This window comes from Brakhagea baltica (assembly GCF_052161605.1).
GTDB lineage: Bacteria > Planctomycetota > Planctomycetia > Pirellulales > Pirellulaceae > JBKCUI01.
Window position 1 is genome coordinate 2603785 of the sequence record NZ_CP197409.1, and the last position, 20194, is coordinate 2623978.

Sequence of the window (20194 nt, forward strand, 5' to 3'; positions counted from 1 at the left end):
AATCAGGAGATCAGCGACATTGCATGCCTTGCGACGATTCCTTGTTCGTCCGTGGCTAGTTTCAATAGAGCGATCTTGCTCGCTGGTTGATGCAGTATGGGTGTTTGATTGGATTGATTGGCTTCGGAATCCAATCGAAGGCCGAGCCAATCTAATTGCTTAACGATCCGGCTTCTGATCGTGGGACAATTTTCACCGATACCTGCCGTGAAGATGATCGCGTCGAGACCCGCCATGGATGTGGCTGCGGCTAGAATATGCTTGGCGACAGAATGACAGAATTGGTCGATTGCAAATTCGCAATCTGGATTGGAACTCGCCTCGCGCAGTAAGACCTTCATATCCGATGAGACCCCACTCACTCCGAGCAATCCCGACTCCTTCAAGAGGATGCGTTCTATTTCTTCGTGCGTGCATCCTTGCCTAAGCCAATGTATGACCACTCCGGGATCGATTTGACCGCTGCGAGTTCCCATAATCAAGCCGTCCAGCGGGGTGAAGCTCATGCTGGTGTAGCAGCATTGGAGCGATCGCATCCCACACACTGAAGCTCCGTTACCCAGGTGGCATACCGCGACGCGGCCTTGTGCGAATTCGGAGTAGGTTTCACGCAATTGCATCGCGATCGATTCGTACGATAGTCCGTGGAAGCCATAACGCTGGATCCCTTGTTCCCAGAATCGCTTAGGTATAGGAAGCCTCGACTCTACGGCAGGCAAACTCGTGTGAAAGGCCGTATCAAAACAAGCGACATGCGTTTTGTCGGGGAACGCAGCGCGCCCCATTTCGATGGCGGCTAGACAATAGGGTTGATGCAAAGGTGCCAATTCCGAAAGCGAACGGATTCCTGCCACCACGGTTTCATCGATTCTGGCTGGTTTGGAAAATAGTCTTCCTCCATGGACGACGCGATACCCAATCACATCAGGAACGCTTGGTAGTTGATCCGTGATACGACGCAACGCTTCTGCGAAGGACTGATCCAGCGACCTTTGGTTTAGGGTTGGGCGACAGGCTTCGTTAGGTAAATCCGATACGTCGAGCGCAATGGTATCATGACGCGATTCAACCCCGTTGGAGTAGAATGCATATTTGAGTGTTGAGGAACCTGGGTTCAGGACGAGTACGTTCAAGGGGGTGATTCTCCCAAATCGGTGCTGGAGAAAGTGTTGGTAACAATGGATCGTGATGAAGATCGCAGGATACGGCGAGCATACATTTTAGCAGGCGGAAAGAGTAGCCGGTTCGGCTCACCGAAGTCGTTTGTGGAAATCGACGGAAAGCCGTTGATCGATCGACTTTGCTCAGTGTTGGCGGATAGGGGAGTTGCGCCAACCATTGTTGCCAAGTCGAAATTCGATTTCTCACGATTTTCATGGCACTGCATCGAGGATGATGAGCCGGACAGCGGGCCATTGCATGGCATCCAACGATCTTTAGAAGATTGCCGAGCGAATGGCGAAACGTTGTGTTGGATATTGACCTGTGATTTACTAGCTTGGAAACCGATTTGGGAGCATGAGGTTTTAAGGCAAGAGATTGAGGTCTTGAGAAAATTCGATGTGATTTTGTTTCAAGTGGAGAGTGGCTTTATGCCGTTTCCTGGGATTTACGGAGTCTCTTGCTTGGAGTCGATTCAAAAGTCATGGAGTGAAGGAATTCGTTCTATACGCTCGTGGCAATCCACGATTCATAATAGAATCCTGAGGATTCCGATAGATCGAGCAGACTCTCCACAGACCTTTAATACTCCCGAAGAGCTCGCAAAGTTTCGGCCGCGAGCTTAACACGGGCCAGCGACGAGCTTCATTGCAATGGATTTGGTTGTTCGTTTGGGCGAACGTTGAAAATTTTATCGATTGTGCGATAATAGTTATCAACGACAAATTGGTGTGGTGGATTGAGACTGCGTGATCGATGTGGTCGTTCGCGAGTGCCAAATCCTCAAAATCCGAGAGACCATGAGAGCTTTTGCGAACAATCCGTTTCCCGGCATGAATCCGTGGCTCGAACGCCATTGGAGCGATATTCATTCTGCTTTAACTCTGTACGCGCGCGACGTTATTGAACAGGCTCTACCTCGTGGTTTGCAGGCCAGAGTCGAAGAGTACCTTTCTGTCGAAGGCCCTGACGAAGAGTATGATGATGAGTTTCCTAGGCGCATTGTACCAGACGTCACCCTATATGACACGCGATCCAGTGGAGTCTTTCTTTCTCCACGCGGGGTTGCCGTCATGGAAGGCTCGGAGCCGATCCGGTTTCCCCGTCGCGCCGAGCCAGTGACTCTGCGTTACATCAAGATCATCGATTCACGTGAACACCGACAAGTGATAACGGCCATCGAGTTTATCAGCCCTGCTAACAAGACGCCCAAGGGAGCTATTCGATTTCGCAAGAAACAAGATTTTTTGCTTCATGGCATGGTCAACTTGGTAGAGATCGATTTATTGCGGCAGGGAGAATGGGTGCTGACCGCAGATGAGAAAACCTATCCACCTCAGGTCGCCTTGCCGTATCGGATTTGCGTTACACGGTCGCTGGAACCGGACCACTCGGAAGCCTATCACGCCTCTTACGCATGTCCGTTGCCTGCCATTCGCATACCCCTGCGATACTCGGACGACGACCTATTACTGCCGCTACAGAATTTAGTAAACGAAGCTTACATAAAAGGGCGTTACGGAGATTCCATCAATTATGACCAGCCTCCTGAACCTCCACTTGCAGATGAGGAGCAACAATCAATCGCGGCTATCCTGGAATCCGCAAGCAACTCCAAGACCGGATGATGCAATGTACGATGGCGACCTCGTCAGGTGCAAAGATCTCCACCCGTGAAATGCGAGCCATAATAACCTCCGATGATCTCGGCACGAGCAATCGCGTTGACTTCGCGGGTGATGAATCGGGCAATGACGATTGACCCATGGGGCGCATCTCCTGTGTTCTAGGCTCGATTGCTGTAGCGTGAACTCATCGCAACAAGTTGCGATGCTTCCAACCGCGAAGCGGTCAAACATCACAGCCCGGGGTCGCAGAGCGCACCCCGGGGAAACGGCAACGTAGACATAAAAAGAACCCTAAAGGGGTTTAACATGGGGCAATGTGCAACCCCGTTGGGGTTGGTTCGGGATTTTTCGTCCGTCGACCCGGGGTGCGCTCCGCGACCCCGGGCTGTGTTGTGGTACTGCTTTGCAGTAAGGGGCGAGGCAAAGAGGGCGTAACAAAGCACTAGTCGCTCCCGTATTTTTGTTGCTTTTGAGAAATAATCCGTTGGAATTGGCTGGCATTTTCTGCCGATCAACCAAAAAATCGATGTCCAAAGTTTCGAACCGACGGTAACGCGCAGTGTTCAAGTGGATGCAGTCCAACTACGATATGGGCGGAAGTCCGAAGGATTTCGGACATTAAACAAACGATGACTCGGCATTAAGGAACAGAATGCCACAAACTCCTCCAAATGGCCTACATCCTCTCGGCGAGTTGTATCCAGCCTATCGATGCCTGCCGGGTCACTATGATGAGCTTCTCAGTGGTTCCACGGTTAGACCTCATTATCAGCGGTTGCTCGGAATTGAGCCACGGCTGGATGGGAGTCAGCTCTATTTGCGTTGGCAGAACATAAAGCGGTCATTAAGGGAAAATCCTTCGTCCTCCGGTGGTCAATTCTCCAAAGCAGATGGGACTCGCAGTTGGGAGTTAGACCCCATACCTTTCGTAATACCGGAGTCGGACTGGAAACAATTGGCGACAGGTGTGGAGCAGCGAGTCAGGCTGATCGACGCGTTGTTGCAGGATGTGTACGGCACTCAAAGGCTTGTTAAATCGGGAGCTATTCCTGCTGAACTTGTTTTCGGTACGGACTCGTTTCTCCGCCCCATGCAATCCGCCCAGGTCCGAGATAGGATGCTGTATCTATATGCAGCTCAGATTGCCAGAAACAGCAACGGGGAGTGGATGGTGATCGCTGATCGGACGCAAGGTCCGAGCGGCGGTGGATTAGCTGTGGAAAACCGGCTTGCGATCTCGCGAGTGCTCGAGACCGATTTTCGACAGATGAAGGTTTTGCGGCTAGCCAGTTTCTTTGCCGATATGCGAGACGAGCTCGACCCGACTGGACGCAAGAAGGAACGTTCGGTTCGCAACGTGCTTCTAAGCCCAGGGGTTGCAAGTCAGACATTCTTTGAGGATGCCTATTTGGCGCGTTACTTAGGCTATACCTTAACACAGGCGAGCGATCTGACCGTGCGCGGTGGATCGGTCTATTTGAAGACACTTGGGGGATTAGTTGCTATCGACTCAATCCTAAGACGAATACCTGATATCGACTGCGACCCCCTAGAGCTCAATACGGACAGCTCGATGGGAATTCCGGGGCTTTGTCAGGCCTCACGGGATCAGCAGGTTCGCGTCGCCAATCAATTAGGGAGTGGATGGGCTGAATCACCGGGCCTGACAGCGATTCTCCCCGAACTCTGCCGAATACTGCTCGGTGAGGAACTGCTGCTTGGCAACGCACCGATGCACTGGTGTGGTCGTCCCGAAACAGTTGAAGCAGTGCTCAAGGAGCCCGAGAGATTTGTCATTCGAAACGCCTTCTGTCGTCATTCTCGGGTGGACTGGGATTTTCGGCTAGCTAGCGAAGAGTCGAGGGAAAAATTCAAAGCGGAGTTGCTAGCAAGCCCCTGGAGTTTTGTGGCTCTGGAAAAGTTTAAACCAAGCTGTGCACCGACGTGGTATTCCAACCGCGTGGTCGCATGGCCCACGGTGATTCGCGTCTTTGCTGCTGCAACGAAACAGGGCTTTGAGGTGATGCCAGGGGGGATTGCTCGAGTTGCTGACAATGGGGACTCCCTCTCGGAAAGCTTGATTTCTGGTCAACTCAGTAAAGATGTTTGGGTTCTCACTTCTGCAAAAGTGAAGCCTATTAGCTTATTGTCCCCTAACAAAGTCACGACCGAGGTTCGTCGCAATGCGATGGATCTGCCTAGTCGTGTTGCTGAGCACTTTTTTTGGTTAGGCCGACAAACGGAGCGTGCGGAGGGGATGGTGCGGCACGCTAGGCTGTGTGTGTCGAAACTAGCAGGGGAACTGGAGCCCGAGTTACTACCTTTTGTTTGGCAAGTCGTTTATGCACTGAACGCCTCCGAGGGGCTTCTCAGCGAATCTCCACCACCGGACATGAGTGGGCACACGGAGGAAATGCGACGAGAACTAGTCGAGTTTTTATTCTCGGATCAACGAGTCAACGCACTTACCTCTTCGCTTCGTGGCATTCGCTTTAATGCGGAGTCTATTCGCGATCGACTCAGTTTCGATTCTTGGCAACTGCTGAGCAGATTGGATGTCGATGTGCTAATCCCCTGGATTGATCGACGGCAAAAAATTGGCGACGCAGGGGTGTTTATCAACCAGATGACCACGCTGCTTTCGGCTTTTGCAGGTTTGGTGTCGGAGAATATGACACGGGGGCCAGCCTGGGTTTTTCTCGATCTGGGCAGGCGAATTGAGCGAGCTTACGGGCTCCTACGTCTACTCGAATTGCTTTTGGTACCAGGAGGGCGATCCATCGCTGCTCTTGCGGAATCGGCCCTGGAAATTTGCGATAGTTCGATGACCTATCGCTATCGCTACCTGATGAATTACGAGGTTGCTCCGACGTTGGATCTGTTGCTCTTTGATCCGGCTAACCCTCGCAGCGTCACCTTTCAAATTGTCAAGATTGTCGATTTGCTGGAGGGTTTAACGGGAGCCAGCAGTGTGGACGTTACGCTGCAACGACGAGCCATGATGGATGCAAGAGGCATGATGCGACTCTTTGATGCGGAATCCCTATCGGTTGAAGTGGAGACAGACGAGGGAGATTCTTTGAAAAGAGCGCACCTAGAAAGGCTTATAATCGATCTATCGCAAAGCCTTAACTCCTTGGTGGACTTCCTATCTCAACGATTCTTGACTCATACAGTAGCTGCTCGTCAGCTTCAGGATGCGGCAAATCAATGAGCAACCACAGTAACCATAGACCTGTCAGATATCGAATAAGCCATGTGACAGAATATGACTACTCGTCAGCTGCTAGCCTATGCCACAATGTGATCCGACTTCATCCTAGGAGACTCGCCTATCAACACGTTGAGTATAGCCACGTTGATATCGAACCGTCCCCGGTCGTTAGACGATCCCGGATGGATCGATTTGGCAACCAGTGCGAATTTTTTAGTATTGAAGCTCAACATAACTCCATGATCATTCGCTCATCGAGCCATGTGGTTCGGGAATGCGTCGATACAGAGGGCGCTGACCAGGTAGATTTTCGGACACTTCGAGAGCGATTGCGAAATCCAAAATCAGAGGAGGATCGCGCTGCACAAGAATTTTGTTTCGATTCGAAATATGTGCGAACCAGACGAGAGTTCTCCGAGTACGCGATGGAGTGCTTTAAGCTTGATCGATCCATCCATGAATCCGTACTGGAGATGACTGCAAGGATATACAACGAATTCGACTACGTTCCCAATTCAACCTTGGTCTCAACGACCCCAATCGAAGTACTCCGATCACGAAAAGGGGTATGTCAAGACTTTGCGCATTTGCAGATCGCTTGCTTGCGATCGATCGGCCTCGCAGCCCGCTATGTTAGTGGATATTTGCTCACTCATCCCGCTCCTGGTCAATCAAAGCTAATCGGGGCAGATGCTAGTCATGCGTGGATCGGAGTTTACCTTGGCGAATTTGGCTGGCTCGACTACGATCCAACCAACAATCTCGTCCCGGACTGCGAACACATCACGCTCGCCTGGGGGTGTGACTACGAGGATGTTGCCCCCGTTACAGGAGTTGTTGTTGGTGGCGGGCTTACGACTTTAAACGTTAGTGTCGATGTTCTGCCCGATGAGGCTCACGCCTCATAAAGAAAAGGTAACTGTTCACGCTGTACCTATCTAATTCCATCGCCGAGGCAAAAATCGGGAAACGTTTAATTCGATTCTGGCAACTGACCGACGGAGCGGTTAGCGACAATGTCGCGGATCGCTCCGCCGATCCGATTCTCCGTTTCCCAGTTATCCCCACAACTAATTCTGTCACCAAGCCGTGAACGGATACAAGAAAAGATCTGACCTGAACAAAAAACCTATCTCTGCTGGTCGCAAATGGGAACGACCAGCAGACTTCGATACAAATAGCGTGACAGGAAGTAACAGGGCTTACGAATCCGCTGGCTCGCCGTCTTCTTCCTCATCCACGACAGGCTTACCCTCAGGGCCTGCGTAGCCACCGCAAGCTAGGATCGCTTCTCGGATTTCCGCTGCAACCTCTTTGTTCTCCACCAAGAAGTTCCGTGCCTTCTCTTTGCCTTGGCCGATATACGTGTCACCGTATTTGTACCATGCTCCGCTACGAGACAAAATCTTGTGCAAGGTGCCAAGATCTAGCAAATCCCCTTCATAGCTGATTCCACAGGTGTGCATCATGTCAAACTCAGCTACTCGGAACGGAGGTGCGACCTTGTTTTTTACAATCTTAACTTTGACTCGCTGACCGACGACATCCTCCCCTTCCTTAAGGGCTCCGATTCGTCGAACATCGATTCGACATGAGGCATAGAACTTCAGAGCCCGACCTCCGGAAGTGGTTTCCGGGGATCCGTAGCTCATGCCACCGATTTTCTCTCGAATCTGGTTGATGAAAATGACTGCCGTCTTGCTCTTGGCAATAACACCGGTCAGTTTGCGCATAGACTGACTCATCAAGCGAGCTTGGAGCCCGACGTGCGTGTCTCCAATTTCCCCTTCGAGTTCTTGCCGAGGAACCAAGGCAGCCACCGAATCGATCACGATCACGTCGACAGCATTACTCTTGACCAACATCTCAGCGATTTGCATCGCCTCTTCACCACTGCTGGGTTGGCTAACCAAAAGGTTCTCCAGCTCCACACCGAGCTTCCTACCCCACGTCGGATCAAAAGCATGCTCAGCGTCGATGATCGCAGCAATGCCCCCCTTCTTCTGGGCTTGGGCGCAGATGTGGAGCGAAACGGTTGTCTTACCGCTAGATTCCGGTCCAAAAATTTCAATGATTCGGCCACGAGGTATTCCGACCCCGCCGAGGGCGACGTCCAGCGAAAGGGATCCGGTTGAGATCCCCTCAATCTTGAGCTGTGACTCGCCGCCGAGCGGCATGATCGATCCCTCGCCGAATTGCTTTTCAATCTGCTGGAGGGCCGTCTTTAATCCTGGCTCTCGCTTGTAGAGATTCTCCAAGCCAGTCGACATCTCGCTGGGGGCTCCCTTGTCCTTTTTCGTCTTAGCCGTGCTCTTGCTAGCAGCCATCGTTCGTACCTTATTCCTGTGAACTAGACGAGAGATAATGGTTTTACTCACGTGAACAAGCATCCCTCACAAAACTTGTTCACCGGGCAGAGGTCACTCTCCGAGCTGAAAAGCGTTCCAAACGCTGCTTTTACAGGATGCTAACGCATTCCAGCCGCGTTCACAATCAGATACCTGCCTCGCCTGACTAAGTTTTCGCATCCCAGTGTGACACGTCTGGTCCTGCGGCGTGGAAATTTCCGAAATTCTTCAGATTCTCAGTCCCCCCATCAGCTCACGTCATCAGCTCACTGCGAGGGGGCCGCGAGCCCGAGCTCACTCCGAATCTGTTCAAGAATTCGCGGACAGCCGGCTTCGAGCATGTCCAGCACATACTCGAACCCATCCTCTCCGCCGTAATATGGGTCGGGTACATCGTTTGGCCAGCTATCATCAAGGTATTCGCTAAAGAGCTTCACGTTGGGGGCGATGCCTGTTTGATGTCGCTGTATCTCTCGATAATTGTCCCGGTCCATGGCAATCACCAGCTTGCGGTCTCGCAAAAAGGATCGCTCGAACTGCTTCGCGGAACTCCGAAGCTCGAATCCCCGACGAAGTGCGGCGGCTCGCATGCGATGGTCCGGCAGCTTGCCGATGTGGTAGCCAGCTGTTCCCGCCGAATCCACCAAGATTCGATCGTCGAGCCCCGACTCCTTTACCAAACGCGCCATGATCCCTTCTGCCGCCGGGGAACGACAAATGTTCCCTAGACACACGAACTGGATTCCGTAACGATCTGATGCTGGCAATTGGGAATGATCAAGAAAATTCGTCATTGTCTGTTAGATTTACGTGAATATTAAGGAGCTGCCCTGGAACATCGGTCACTCGAGATAAACAATGGTAGTGTCGATAAAACCCCGGAGGTTTGTCGTGGGCAGAAACCGTTACAAAGGACAAAGATCGGTGAGCAATTCGTTTCATCCCAATGATTGGGTCGTCTACACGAGGGAAAAGTATAGCCGTTCTCCAGGTCCTCGCGCCAAAAATATCAGCCCAGCCCCCCGAGGCGAATTGTATTCCTACGAAGTCGACAAATACTGGGTCGTCCGAGAAGTTCGCGAAAAGGAACTCGTCCTCGAAACCAGGACCGGCAAACTGCACACGTTGCCCATCAACGATCGACGCCTCCGAAAAGCCAGCCTCTGGGAACGCCTCTTCCAGTCGAATCGCTTCCCTCCCAAAATCTCCCGTGTGAGTGAATCCCGCACCAGCGACTCCCGCACCAGCGAACTGACGCCCAGCAGCCGGTAATCGTTGGTCGCACATCTCGGTCAGCAAAATTCTTGCGGCTCGTGACCAGACGAGTCAACCCAGCCCTTCTAATCGGATTCCTTTGGACCTGAAGGGATCGGAATGCTAGCATTAAGCGGATGTTCCCCTCAGGTTTTTCCGAGGGTCAACCGATGTAAAGGCATTCTATGTCCAGTTCTGTATCTCTGTCCGGATCTCCGTCTCTGCCATCGAGGCCTCGATCGATCGCTTCTGCTGTCGCACCTGATGCCCAGCAAATCGTGAGTCGATTGGGAGAGCAAATCCGTGATATCCAATCTCATATTCGACGAACAGGACCGGTGATCTCGTCGGGGTCGCCTGCTCTCGATCGCTGCTTGCCAAACGGCGGATTTTTGGGTGGAACCCTTCTGGAACTCACCACCCCGCGCGGCTTGCCCGTCGGAGCCACCAGCATCGCCCTGCGGATTGCCAAGCAAGTGATCCAGCCCGATCTCGGCACGACTCCCTCTCACGCCCCCTCTCACGCCCCCTCTCACGCGACTGCTGGCAAGTATATCGTTCTGATCGAGCCTCCCACTCCCTACTATCCACCAGCCCTCGAGCATCTCGGGTTGCCTTTAGATCGCGTCATCGGATTGCGACCGACCAATTACGCCGACCTGCTGTGGAGCTTGGACCAGGCGCTCCGTTGCCCGGCGGTCGGTTGCGTTATCGCGCATGTGGATCGGCTCGATGATCGAGTTGCTAGACGTTTACAACTCGCCACCGAGACGGGTGGTGGGCTGGCCATTCTCGTGCGACCTGCGGCTGAGGCTCGTTGCGAACGTAGCTGGGCCGATGTCCAGTGGTATATCGCGAGCGAATCGCCCGCGACGTTTTCTTCGACTCGATGGTTTCGCATGACACTGAAACGTTGTTCTGGCGGAAGAGCCGGTGCTAGGCTGCGTATCGGGATCGGTGCCCACGGTGAATGGATCGAATCGGATGGACGAGAGGTAGGGAATGCCAAAACGAATCATGTGCCTTTGGCTGCCGAACTGGCCAAGCCAGCGCGCGTGCGTCGCGAAGCGGCTGGCTGAGCCTGGCGCTGTCGGGCCGGTCATCCTCTACCGTACCGATTCGCGCCGAGGCCAGATTGTCGCTGCCGCGAATCAAACAGCTCGGGCTGCAGGTGTTCTGCCCCAAATGCCCCTCAGTCAATGCGGCCCACTCTGTCCCGATGCTGACGTGCAGGAACACGACCCGCAAACCGACTTGGAAGCTCTGGTCCAATTGGCCGAGGCGGCACAATCTTTTAGCCCCATCGTCGGCATCGAAACGCTCGACAAGGATCCTTGGGCTGGCCGCTCCCTTCACGAACCTCAATCCCTCTACCTCGATATTACGGGCATCCCAGACCTATTCGGAGGCGAGCTGTCGTTTGCCAGCCAAGTGGATTCCTGGCTGACCAGTCGCGGTTGGGTTGCTGCCATGGCTATTGGTAACCAGATCGGGCAAGCGTGGGGACTAGCCAATTACGTCCATCGTCATGTGATGGCAGGTCGATTGTTAGATGCGGAACGTGGCTCGCCAGTACCAGAAGGGGCTTTGTTAGCGGGGATTCCTCAAGGTGAATCAGACGACTTACACGCGACATTGTTAAAGCTGCCTATCGAATCGCTGCGAATCGATCTTGCCACGTGCTCCAAGCTGCATCGATTGGGAATCCGGCGTGTCGACCAGTTGGTACAACTGCCGCGAAGCAGTTTGCCATCGCGGTTCGGAGACCTACTTTTAAAGCGTATCGATCAATTGCTAGGTACGGAATCGGAAACCATCCAAACCCTTCGCGCCAGTCCTGAACTGGAGATCGATGAACTCTTTGAGTTTCCACAGCCAGAGAAAGACGCGGTTCGCGAGCGGATTTCCGTGCATGTCAGCCAACTCTGCAAACGGCTTGATAGTCTAGGTCATGGAGCATTGAGGCTGGTATGTCGTGTTGCGATGGAGAAGAACGCGTTCGATATCGACGAAGCACTGCCAACCAGTTCCAGTTCCAGTTCGTCTTCTGCAACGCCCACTTCAGGACCTCTCAATCAACCTTCTATAGTCAATCAACCCTCGTTGGCCAGCATGTTACAAATCGGGTTATTCCAACCATCGAATGATGCTGAACATTTGATGTGGCTATTGCAATCACAGATAGAGTCCCCTGCCTTTCGATTGGGTGGTAGCTACTGGGCCAAAGGGATTCGCACTCAGGTCACCCTATCGGCACCATTGATCTGGTCGCAAGCCAGCTTGTTTGATTCGGAATCGACCAAGCATCGCGACACGATCGCCAAGTTTATCGACAGCGTAAGTGTGCGATTAGGACGAGAGAACGTACTCACTCCCGTCACGAAACCGAATCCGCTTCCTGAAGCCACCTTTACGTGGCGTCCCATGACGGGCTGGCGTAAGGATGGTGGCAAACAAGAGGTCAAGCGCAAGCTGCGTCGACCTCCGCGCCGCGATTATCAATCGGAGGAAATTTCTCTTGGACCGAGCAAACATCAGGTATGGCGCAGACCGAGTCTATTGCTCAAGAAGCCAGTCGAACTAAAGGTGAGTGAATTCGGTGAAACTGGGAAGCCGACCGTAGTTTGCTACCCTCGTTCCAATGTGCGAGTTGTGGATTGGACAGGACCAGAACGAGTCGAGAGTGGCTGGTGGAACGGGGTGACTCAACGACGTGACTACTATCGGTTGGTGTTAGAAAACGGTATCTGGTTGTGGGTCTATCGTGATCTCACGAGCAAAACCTGGTTCTTGCATGGAGTTATGGACTAGAACAGATAGCTAGAACAGATAGAGAGTTCACATCTATGCAACGGAGTGCGGTATTCAAAGCGAATAACCAGTTTGGTGATTTGAGGTAATCGAGACGGGGGAAACTTCTGTCTTTAGGAACTAAGAGGCTTGTTCTCTGGGAGAAGGAAGGCTAAGGTCAGTAGCTGGCCTTTCCATTTTAAACGATTCAACGAAAAGCTATTCGTTAATGTTTCTCAAAGTTGGTTATGAAATCGCGTTCGAATCGCCCCAAGCATCCCCGATGCTGTTGATGTTGTACTTGCATCCGTCACGGGAGTTCACCACCATCCGTGGTGATCAATTGCTTATTACCCCATCGTTGCCTCTGCAAAACTATTTTGACGGATACGGAAATCGTTGCGCTCGGATTGTAGCACCTCCAGGAATCGTCAGGTTTTGGAACGAAGCCATTGTCGAGGATTGTGGATTGACGGACTTGCAGGTCCCGGGAGCCCCACAAGCTCAGGTGCAGGATTTGCCTCATGAAACGTTGCTTTATCTCCTGCCGAGCCGATACTGTGATGTTGATAGTGAGTTGCGCGATATCGCCTGGAGTCTTTTTGGTGGAACATTACCTGGATGGCCACGCGTCCAAGCGATTTGCGATTACGTACACCGATTCATTCGCTTTGATTACATGATGGCCCGAGCCAATCGGACTGCCTTAGAAACCTATCGGGAGCGAGTGGGAGTTTGCCGAGATTACGCTCACCTTGCGATCGCTTTCTGCCGAGCCTGCAATATTCCCGCACGGTACTGTACCGGATACTTGGGGGACATTGGGGTTCCTCCCTCTGCGGACCCGATGGATTTCAGTGGTTGGTTGGAAGCGTTTTTGGGAGGCCAATGGTATACCTTTGATGCACGAAACAACGTACCTCGAATCGGTCGCGTTCTAATGGCTCGGGGGCGAGACGCCGCCGATGTTGCGTTAACCACGACATTTGGTACCAATCGGCTTCACACCTTCCGAGTCTGGACCGACGAGGTCAGCGATCCACGCATTCGTTAAGGTGATAGAGTTCGAAAAACGAACCGAAGAAAGACGGATTTCACCGGGACTTTGAAGCGGTGCTTTTGGCTGCCGCGCAGACGCTTCGCTTTCAGACCGCGACAGCCCAAGTGTCTCGTTGAAGAATAAATATTCGCTCGCCAAAAGGCAGGCTTGAAGTTAAGTGTTTTAGGGAGTTCGGGAATTAACGAATTTTAGGATTCCTCCATAAGGGGGGATTTTCTATAAATAGTTTGCGTAGAGGTCCTGGTCTACGCTCGCGTTCAGCTCCTCCCAAACCATTCAGACGTTAGACTTTGCCATCCAATTTCACATTAACAGGATAGTTGTCTGATTTACGCCTTTTATACCGACCTCATCGCTTCTATGTTGACAGTGATCCGTTCTATCGCTGACAATTTGTCTGAAGGCAATTCTCGAGATTGTTCGATGGATGGATGTCGAACTTTGCTAGCTTGTTTCTCATTTTGCTGACCAAATACTATGTCTTCTAGCGCAACGGACGAAAACGTAGAGCAGACCAAGCGGCGGATTCGTACGCTCGTAACCGAAATTACGGAGCTATCCAAGTCGGATACCAAGGCGACGGAGTATTATCCTGCTGTCTTGCAAAGGATTATTTCTGCGCTAGCCGCCGAGGGCGGAGCGGTCTGGTTGGTTGATCCGGATGGGGCAATGCGATTGGCCCACCAAGTCCAGCTGGATCCGATTCTGATGCAGTCGGACAAGGCGGAATCGATGCAGCATGGTCGACTGGTCGGACGATTAATGACCCAGGGACGGGCAGAACTCGTTCCTCCCTTCTCAAGTTCGGGCGACGCGGATGGCGAGGGTAATCCGACCCCCCACTTACTCGTCACTGCTCCGTTGGTCTCGAATAAGCAAACGGTGGGGCTCCTTGAAATTTTACAACGAGCCAACGCACCTGCGGAAGCTCAGCGAGGTTATCTGCGATTCTTGGAGCACATGACCAAACTGATTGGTGAATGGCTTCAGAATCACGCGCTCCAGCAAGTCTCCACCAGACAGGAGATGTGGCAGCAAGCGGACCAGTTCGCTCGCTTGGTCCACGACAACCTCGATCTTCGAGATACGGCCTACACAATCGCCAACGAAGGCCGCCGCTTGATCGAATGCGATCGCGTAAGCGTGGCATCCATGAAAGGTGGTAAGACAAAAGTAATCGCCATTTCAGGGCAAGACTCGATCGAGAACCGATCCAACATCGTCCAAGCACTCAACGCGTTGGCCACTAAGGTCGTGAAGAGTGGTGAACCTCTCTGGTATGACGGCAGTACGGAGGACTTGCCACCACAACTCGAAGAGGCAGTTGAAGACTACGTCGACCTCTCTCACGGGCGTACAATCACAATTCTGCCGATACGTCAGCCCGAGAAAACCATCGAGGGGGACGTCCTGGCCGCTCGGAACGAGACCAATGAGGCACGGCAGCGCCGAAAGATTATCGGGGCGTTAATAGTTGAACAGATTGAAACGCAACTCTCGCGTCCGATGCTAGAAGGTCGAGTGGACTTGGTCTATGAGCACGCTTGTCGCGCCATGTCCAACTCGCTAACACACTCGAATATTTTGTTCATGCCGGTTTGGCGATTTCTAGATCGCTCCCTCTGGATGTTCCGAGGATCTGCTCTACCGAAAACAGTAGCCGTTTTGGGAGCGATTGCAGCTGGCATCTTGGCATTGTTTGTGGTTCAGATTGACTTCAAGCTCAAGGGGAATGGCCAGCTAAAACCATCCATTGAGGAGAATGTCTACGCGCACGCCAACGGAAACGTTGAAGATGTATTTGTAAAACACGGTTCCAAGGTTACCGCAGGCCAGCAGCTAGTCATGATGAAAGATGATGATCTCTCCCGCGAAATCAAAGGCGTGGAGGATCAACTCAAGCTGCAAGTCACCAAGCTGGACAATCTCAGCAACCAAAGTCGCCAGTTTAGTGGATCCTCTCGGGACGAAGAGTTTAGAATCCAGAGAGAAATCACCGAGACGGAAGAGACTATCAAGTCTTATACTACCCAGTTGATTCTTCTACGTGAAAAAGAAGACAAGATGATTCGCACCAGCCCGATCGATGGGGTGGTAATGGATTGGGATATTGAGCGGGTTCTCAATCGTCGACCGGTTGTCATGGGCCAGCGATTGATGACGATTGCGAACAAGGATGCGGAATGGGAATTAGAGGTCTTGTTGCCGGAGAAGAAGGTTCGGTACCTGGAACAAGCCTTTGCTAAGGAGAAAGAGCAAGGTTATTTGCCCGTTACGTTTATCTTGATGACCGATCCGTCCATCGAATACACTGGAAAACTGGCTCTAGAGAATGTCGCGGGTCGGGCGGAATTGGACTCTGACGACGGGCCGGTCCTGAAGCTCCGCTGTACCCCTGATCCTGATGCTTTGAAAGATATCAAGAAGAATCCCGGGGCACGAGTTATCGCCCGAGTCAAAGCAGGTCGGGCGAGTGCTGCATTCGTTTGGTTCCACGAAATTGTGGAATGGGTTCGAGCATACGTTTGGTTCTAATCATCTTATCGGAGTGAGTTGTGAATAAAGCCTTTGTTGTTTCCGGCGCCATCGCCGTTGCTGCGTTCGCTGGGCTTTCAGCCGTCCCTCAGGTTCGGCAGTTTGTTCATAGCATGGCACCATCCCTTGGAATCGAGGTAGGGTCGCGAACTGCGGCAACGTCGCCTGTCGCAGATCTGCGATTGACTGATAAGTCTCGCTTTGCAGATGTCAATGCACAGCCTTCGGAATCGGAATTCGTCGGCAAGCTGGTCGAAATCGATGCCATTGCACCCGATCAATCCGCCTCCACCTCGCACGCTCAAGCAAATGCAATTGGTTCCGACCCGATGATTCGCCTGGCTCAATCCACGGAGGCTGCTGCACCACGAACCGTCAACGCCATCCAAACCAGTCCCAAAAGAACTCCGACCACGCGGCTAAGCTCATTCGAGCAATTGCCCGGCGATGGTGTAGCGGTACCGTCAGCAGCTAGCAGTCGCTATTTGGTTGACGAAAACGCGGCCTTGATCTTCGTTAACGACGTTACCGTACCGGCCCAGGCGGATGGGATTATTACCAGCTTGCTGGTCGATGACGGAAGCCTCGTCAAGAAGGGGGATTTGATCTACCAGCTTGATCCTCGTTTGGCCAACGCTGAGATATCGGTACAAGAGAAGGAGCTAGAGCAAGCAAGAATTAAATATGAGGACGATAGCAGTCTTGAGTTTTCTAAGTTAGCCTATGAGGTTGCGAAAAAAGAATTTCAAATCTCTAACGACCTAGTCAGCAAGAATGCCGAAGACGCAATGGCTAATGAACGCAAAAGACTCGAAGCCGATAAAGCCCGCCTCCAGATCAAAGTCTCGGAGATGGACAAGGTTAAGGACGCCGCATTGGTCGGTGTTTCGGAAGCCAAACTCGACGCTGCGAAAGTGCAACTAGAAATGCGTCGATTTGAAGCCCCCTGGGAGGGGATGGTCAGTGAAGTCAAGAAGCGACAGTCGGCCTATGTCCGAGCTGGCGAACCGATTCTTAACCTTACCGATATGCGCAAGGTGCGGGTCAATGGGGCGGTTAAGCTGACAGATGATGTTCCCCCTCATGCGATTTTGAACGCTCCCGCTCGGATTACGATCAACATTGCTCCGGGCGTCTTGGAAACTGTTGACGGAATCGTCGGGTACGTCGCCCCCAATTCTCGAACGCCCAACAATTATCCCTTTTGGATTGAGATCGACAATCGATTGCTACGAGATGGTCAGTACCTGTTCCGCGGTGGTATGCGGGCCAAGGTCGAGATCCAACCGGTTGCTTATCAAAACTGATCCTGACTGAGTGAGAATCGATACTCGAATTCCTTTCAACTAGTTTTATCTCTTTCTTAAAGCTGTAAACCCATGACCTCGATGGCTGACTCACTAGTCAACAGCGCGATGCGACCGCTCAAGTTGCGTCGACGCCCCGACTTGGAAGCACGTCGAAACAAATATCATGGCAAAGCCTACTGGGTCGTGAAGGAACCGGTGGGACTCAATTACTTTCGTTTTCACGATGAAGAGTTCGCCATCCTGAATATGCTGGACGGCGAAACGAGCTTGCAGCAGATCAAGGATAACTTCCAAGCACAATTTGCTCCTCAGCGGATTTCGCTTCAGGATCTCCAGCAGTTTGTGGGCATGCTTCACCGGAGTGGTTTGGTCATATCACATACGGGAGGTCAGGGCAGACAACTGCGACGAAGAGGAGATCAGAAGAAAAAGAAAGAGTTGATAGGAAAACTCTCGAACATTTTTGCCATTCGCTTCCGGGGCATTGACCCCGAACGAATTCTCAATCGCATATTGCCTTGGTTTGGATGGGTGTTTAGCACCTGGGCGTTGTTATTCGTCATCATGTTTGGCTTGTCAGCCATCATGTTGGTTCTAGTGAACTTCCAAGACTTTAAGTCCAAACTACCGACCTTCCAACAATTCTTCGCTGCCGACAACTGGCTCTATCTGGGGCTTACGATGGCAGCGGTCAAGGTCTTGCACGAATTCGGGCACGGGTTGAGCTGTAAGAAGTTCGGGGGGGAATGCCACGAGATGGGGGTAATGTTCCTCGTGTTTACTCCATGCCTTTATTGCAATGTATCCGATTCCTGGATGCTACCCAATAAGTGGCAGCGTGTCTTTATTGGAGCAGCAGGAATCTATGTCGAGTTGTTTTTAGCGTCCATAGCCACCTTTCTTTGGTGGTTCAGCGAAGACGGGATGTTCAATTTTCTCTGTCTTAGTGTCATGTTCATCTGTTCCGTAAGCACCGTCGTTTTCAATGGGAATCCGCTTTTGCGATTCGACGGATACTACATCTTGATGGACATGATCGAGATCCCGAATTTACGACAGAAAGCCAACGAGGTTCTGAAGCGTTGGTTCCAAAAGAATTGCTTGGGATTAGAGCTTCAAGACAATCCATTTCTTCCCACGAAAAATTTGTTTTGGTTCGGACTTTTCACCGTCGCGTCTAACATTTACCGGTGGGTCGTCACCATCAGTATCATCATGTTCCTGAACGAAGTTCTGAAGCCATACGGTCTGCAAGCTCTGGGGCGTGCCATTGCTGTGGCGGGCGTCGTTGGGATGTTGGCTCCTGGAATCATTTCGATCGTGAAATTTTTTAAGACCCCTGGAAAGGCATCGAAGATGAAGCGTGCGAACATACTGACCAGCTTGGCGGTGACCGCAGCTGTTCTTTCCGTCGTGTTTTTCCTTCCGCTACCCTTTAGCGTCCGATGCTCGATCGAGACCAAGCCGCGAGACGGCGTTGAGGTTCGATCCACGGTACCCGGAGAGTTAGTAGAATGGCGAGTTCAACCGGGTGACAGCGTTCAACAAGGCGACATCCTATGCGTTTTAGATAGCATAGACCTTAAGATCCAACTCGCCAAAGCGCAGGCAGAGCAAGATCTATCGGCTCGTCGACTGGAGATATTAAAGGATCGTAAAAGCGTTGATCCGGGGCTTACTAGCGCAGCGAACGAAGAACAGAAGACTTTCGACCGCACGGTACGGGCTGTGCAGGAGATCGAGCGCAAGCTCGAACGGTTAGTGATTCGCAGCCCCATTGATGGGATCGTTTTCGCTCCACCAGAAAAGAAAGATAACAAGACTCTCGATGCTCAGGGGCAACTACAGGGCTGGACTGGAAATCCATTTCACCCCAGCAACAAACAACTTGTTTTCAGCGATGGGGAACTTTTGTGTATTGTCGCGCCTCGAAACGAGATGGAAGGGGAACTCCTCGTCGACCAGTACGATCGAAACCTGCTCGAGGTAGGCAATGAAGTTGAGATTATGTTCGACTCTGCAAAGCTTAAGTCGTTTAAAGGTCGAATCGTTGGGTTTTCCGAATCCCGACTTACCGAGGCTTCCTCCAATGTGTCGACACAGGCAGGCGGTGCGCTGGACACCAGAACCGACGAGTCAGGCAGGGTTGTGCCCATCAGCACGACCTATCAAGCAAGAGTAGAGTTCGAAGACCTCGACTATATGCTGCGGCCTGGTTACCGAGGTCGAACCAACGTGCACCTCTCCTGGCGTTCGCTCGGATGGAGATTTTATCGTTACATAATGAAAACGTTTAATTTTAGATTTCTTGGTTAGTGCGGCTACGTGCACTGGAATACGTGGTATATTGACACTGTATTTGGAAGAGCCCACAAGCTTTCCAGTTTTTGGACTTAGGAGAATTGAGTTATGTCGTCAGAAGTAGAAACCCCACAAGCAACCCAGCAACCCACCCAAGCACAACAACCTGTGCAGGTTCAGGTAAAGGACGAAGATGCTCTCGCTCTCTATGCGAACTTCTGCCGCGTTACCGGTTCCCCTGAAGAGTTGATTGTAGACTTTGGTCTCAACCCACAACCAGTCGGTATTCCCAAGGACCCGATCGTTGTTAAACAACGAATCATTATGAATTTCTACACCGCGAAGCGATTGCTAGCAGCGCTCTCGATGTCCGTTCAGCGACACGAAGCGGTGTTCGGCGTCCTGGAAACCGACATCCAGAAACGACTCAAGATACAACAGTAGTCGAATGTTCGGTACCGCACCGCCCGTTGATGAAGGTGCTCCCGATTGACGAAAACTTAGAAGCTCTGTTCCACAACAGGGCTTTTTTCGTTGCTTAACCAAAAGTGCCAGGATGATGATTCCCCTCAACTCTACGCGGAAATAATCCG

The 20194-nt window shown here is 52.0% G+C and carries 16 protein-coding genes; 12 read left to right on the top strand and 4 right to left on the bottom strand.

Annotated features, from left to right (window positions below):
* Window positions 1-2 precede the first annotated feature (2 nt).
* Entirely contained in the window at window positions 3-1133 is a 1131-nt protein-coding gene (locus tag SH449x_RS09545; RefSeq protein WP_482381106.1) for an acetate/propionate family kinase, read from the bottom strand.
* A 45-nt stretch (window positions 1134-1178) separates the two neighbouring features.
* Here SH449x_RS09545 and mobA point away from each other — a divergent pair, with 45 nt between their 5' ends.
* The 5 genes from mobA (at window position 1179) to SH449x_RS09570 (ending at window position 6911) form a co-directional block, all read left to right on the top strand.
* Window positions 1179-1787: a molybdenum cofactor guanylyltransferase gene (gene mobA / locus SH449x_RS09550; RefSeq protein WP_482381107.1), complete on the top strand. Its 609-nt coding sequence runs from the start codon at window positions 1179-1181 to the stop codon at window positions 1785-1787.
* Between the two features lie 123 nt (window positions 1788-1910).
* On the top strand, window positions 1911-2789 hold the full coding sequence (locus SH449x_RS09555) for a DUF4058 family protein (protein WP_482381108.1): 879 nt from the start codon (window positions 1911-1913) through the stop codon (window positions 2787-2789).
* On the top strand, window positions 2786-2923 hold the full coding sequence (locus tag SH449x_RS09560) for a hypothetical protein (RefSeq protein WP_482381109.1): 138 nt from the start codon (window positions 2786-2788) through the stop codon (window positions 2921-2923). Before SH449x_RS09555 ends, SH449x_RS09560 begins: the two co-directional genes overlap by 4 nt.
* A 518-nt stretch (window positions 2924-3441) precedes the next feature.
* A complete protein-coding gene (locus SH449x_RS09565) occupies window positions 3442-6003 on the top strand; it encodes a circularly permuted type 2 ATP-grasp protein (RefSeq protein WP_482381110.1) in 2562 nt (853 codons plus the stop codon).
* A complete protein-coding gene (locus SH449x_RS09570) occupies window positions 6000-6911 on the top strand; it encodes a transglutaminase family protein (RefSeq protein ID WP_482381111.1) in 912 nt (303 codons plus the stop codon). Before SH449x_RS09565 ends, SH449x_RS09570 begins: the two co-directional genes overlap by 4 nt.
* A gap of 294 nt (window positions 6912-7205) precedes the next feature.
* On the opposite strand, the gene recA is transcribed toward SH449x_RS09570, so the two are convergent.
* The 3 genes from recA to SH449x_RS09585 form a co-directional block, all read right to left on the bottom strand.
* The gene (recA, locus tag SH449x_RS09575) at window positions 7206-8330 is read right to left on the bottom strand and encodes a recombinase RecA (protein ID WP_482381112.1); all 1125 of its coding nucleotides are present in this window, start codon (window positions 8328-8330) and stop codon (window positions 7206-7208) included.
* Between the two features lie 287 nt (window positions 8331-8617).
* Entirely contained in the window at window positions 8618-9145 is a 528-nt protein-coding gene (locus SH449x_RS09580) for a low molecular weight protein-tyrosine-phosphatase (protein ID WP_482381113.1), read from the bottom strand.
* Entirely contained in the window at window positions 9129-9638 is a 510-nt protein-coding gene (locus tag SH449x_RS09585) for a hypothetical protein (protein WP_482381114.1), read from the bottom strand. The genes SH449x_RS09580 and SH449x_RS09585 overlap by 17 nt, the downstream gene beginning before the upstream one ends.
* 152 nt (window positions 9639-9790) lie before the next feature.
* Here SH449x_RS09585 and SH449x_RS09590 point away from each other — a divergent pair, with 152 nt between their 5' ends.
* The 7 genes from SH449x_RS09590 to SH449x_RS09620 all read left to right on the top strand — a co-directional run bounded on the left by SH449x_RS09590 (window position 9791) and on the right by SH449x_RS09620 (window position 20045).
* A complete protein-coding gene (locus SH449x_RS09590) occupies window positions 9791-10684 on the top strand; it encodes an ImuA family protein (protein WP_482381115.1) in 894 nt (297 codons plus the stop codon).
* Window positions 10608-12416, top strand: coding sequence for a Y-family DNA polymerase (locus tag SH449x_RS09595; RefSeq protein WP_482381116.1), 1809 nt, complete (start codon window positions 10608-10610; stop codon window positions 12414-12416). The genes SH449x_RS09590 and SH449x_RS09595 overlap by 77 nt, the downstream gene beginning before the upstream one ends.
* Window positions 12417-12624: 208 nt before the next feature.
* Window positions 12625-13449 (top strand): transglutaminase-like domain-containing protein, encoded by an 825-nt coding sequence (locus SH449x_RS09600; RefSeq protein ID WP_482381117.1) that lies wholly within the window; start codon window positions 12625-12627, stop codon window positions 13447-13449.
* 483 nt (window positions 13450-13932) lie between these two features.
* Complete coding sequence (locus SH449x_RS09605) at window positions 13933-15990, top strand: GAF domain-containing protein (RefSeq protein WP_482381118.1); 2058 nt, start codon at window positions 13933-13935, stop codon at window positions 15988-15990.
* A 20-nt stretch (window positions 15991-16010) separates the two neighbouring features.
* A complete protein-coding gene (locus tag SH449x_RS09610) occupies window positions 16011-17297 on the top strand; it encodes an efflux RND transporter periplasmic adaptor subunit (RefSeq protein WP_482381119.1) in 1287 nt (428 codons plus the stop codon).
* 72 nt (window positions 17298-17369) lie between these two features.
* Window positions 17370-19616, top strand: coding sequence for a hemolysin D (locus SH449x_RS09615; protein ID WP_482381120.1), 2247 nt, complete (start codon window positions 17370-17372; stop codon window positions 19614-19616).
* A gap of 93 nt (window positions 19617-19709) precedes the next feature.
* Window positions 19710-20045: a DUF3467 domain-containing protein gene (locus SH449x_RS09620; RefSeq protein WP_482381121.1), complete on the top strand. Its 336-nt coding sequence runs from the start codon at window positions 19710-19712 to the stop codon at window positions 20043-20045.
* Window positions 20046-20194 lie beyond the last annotated feature (149 nt).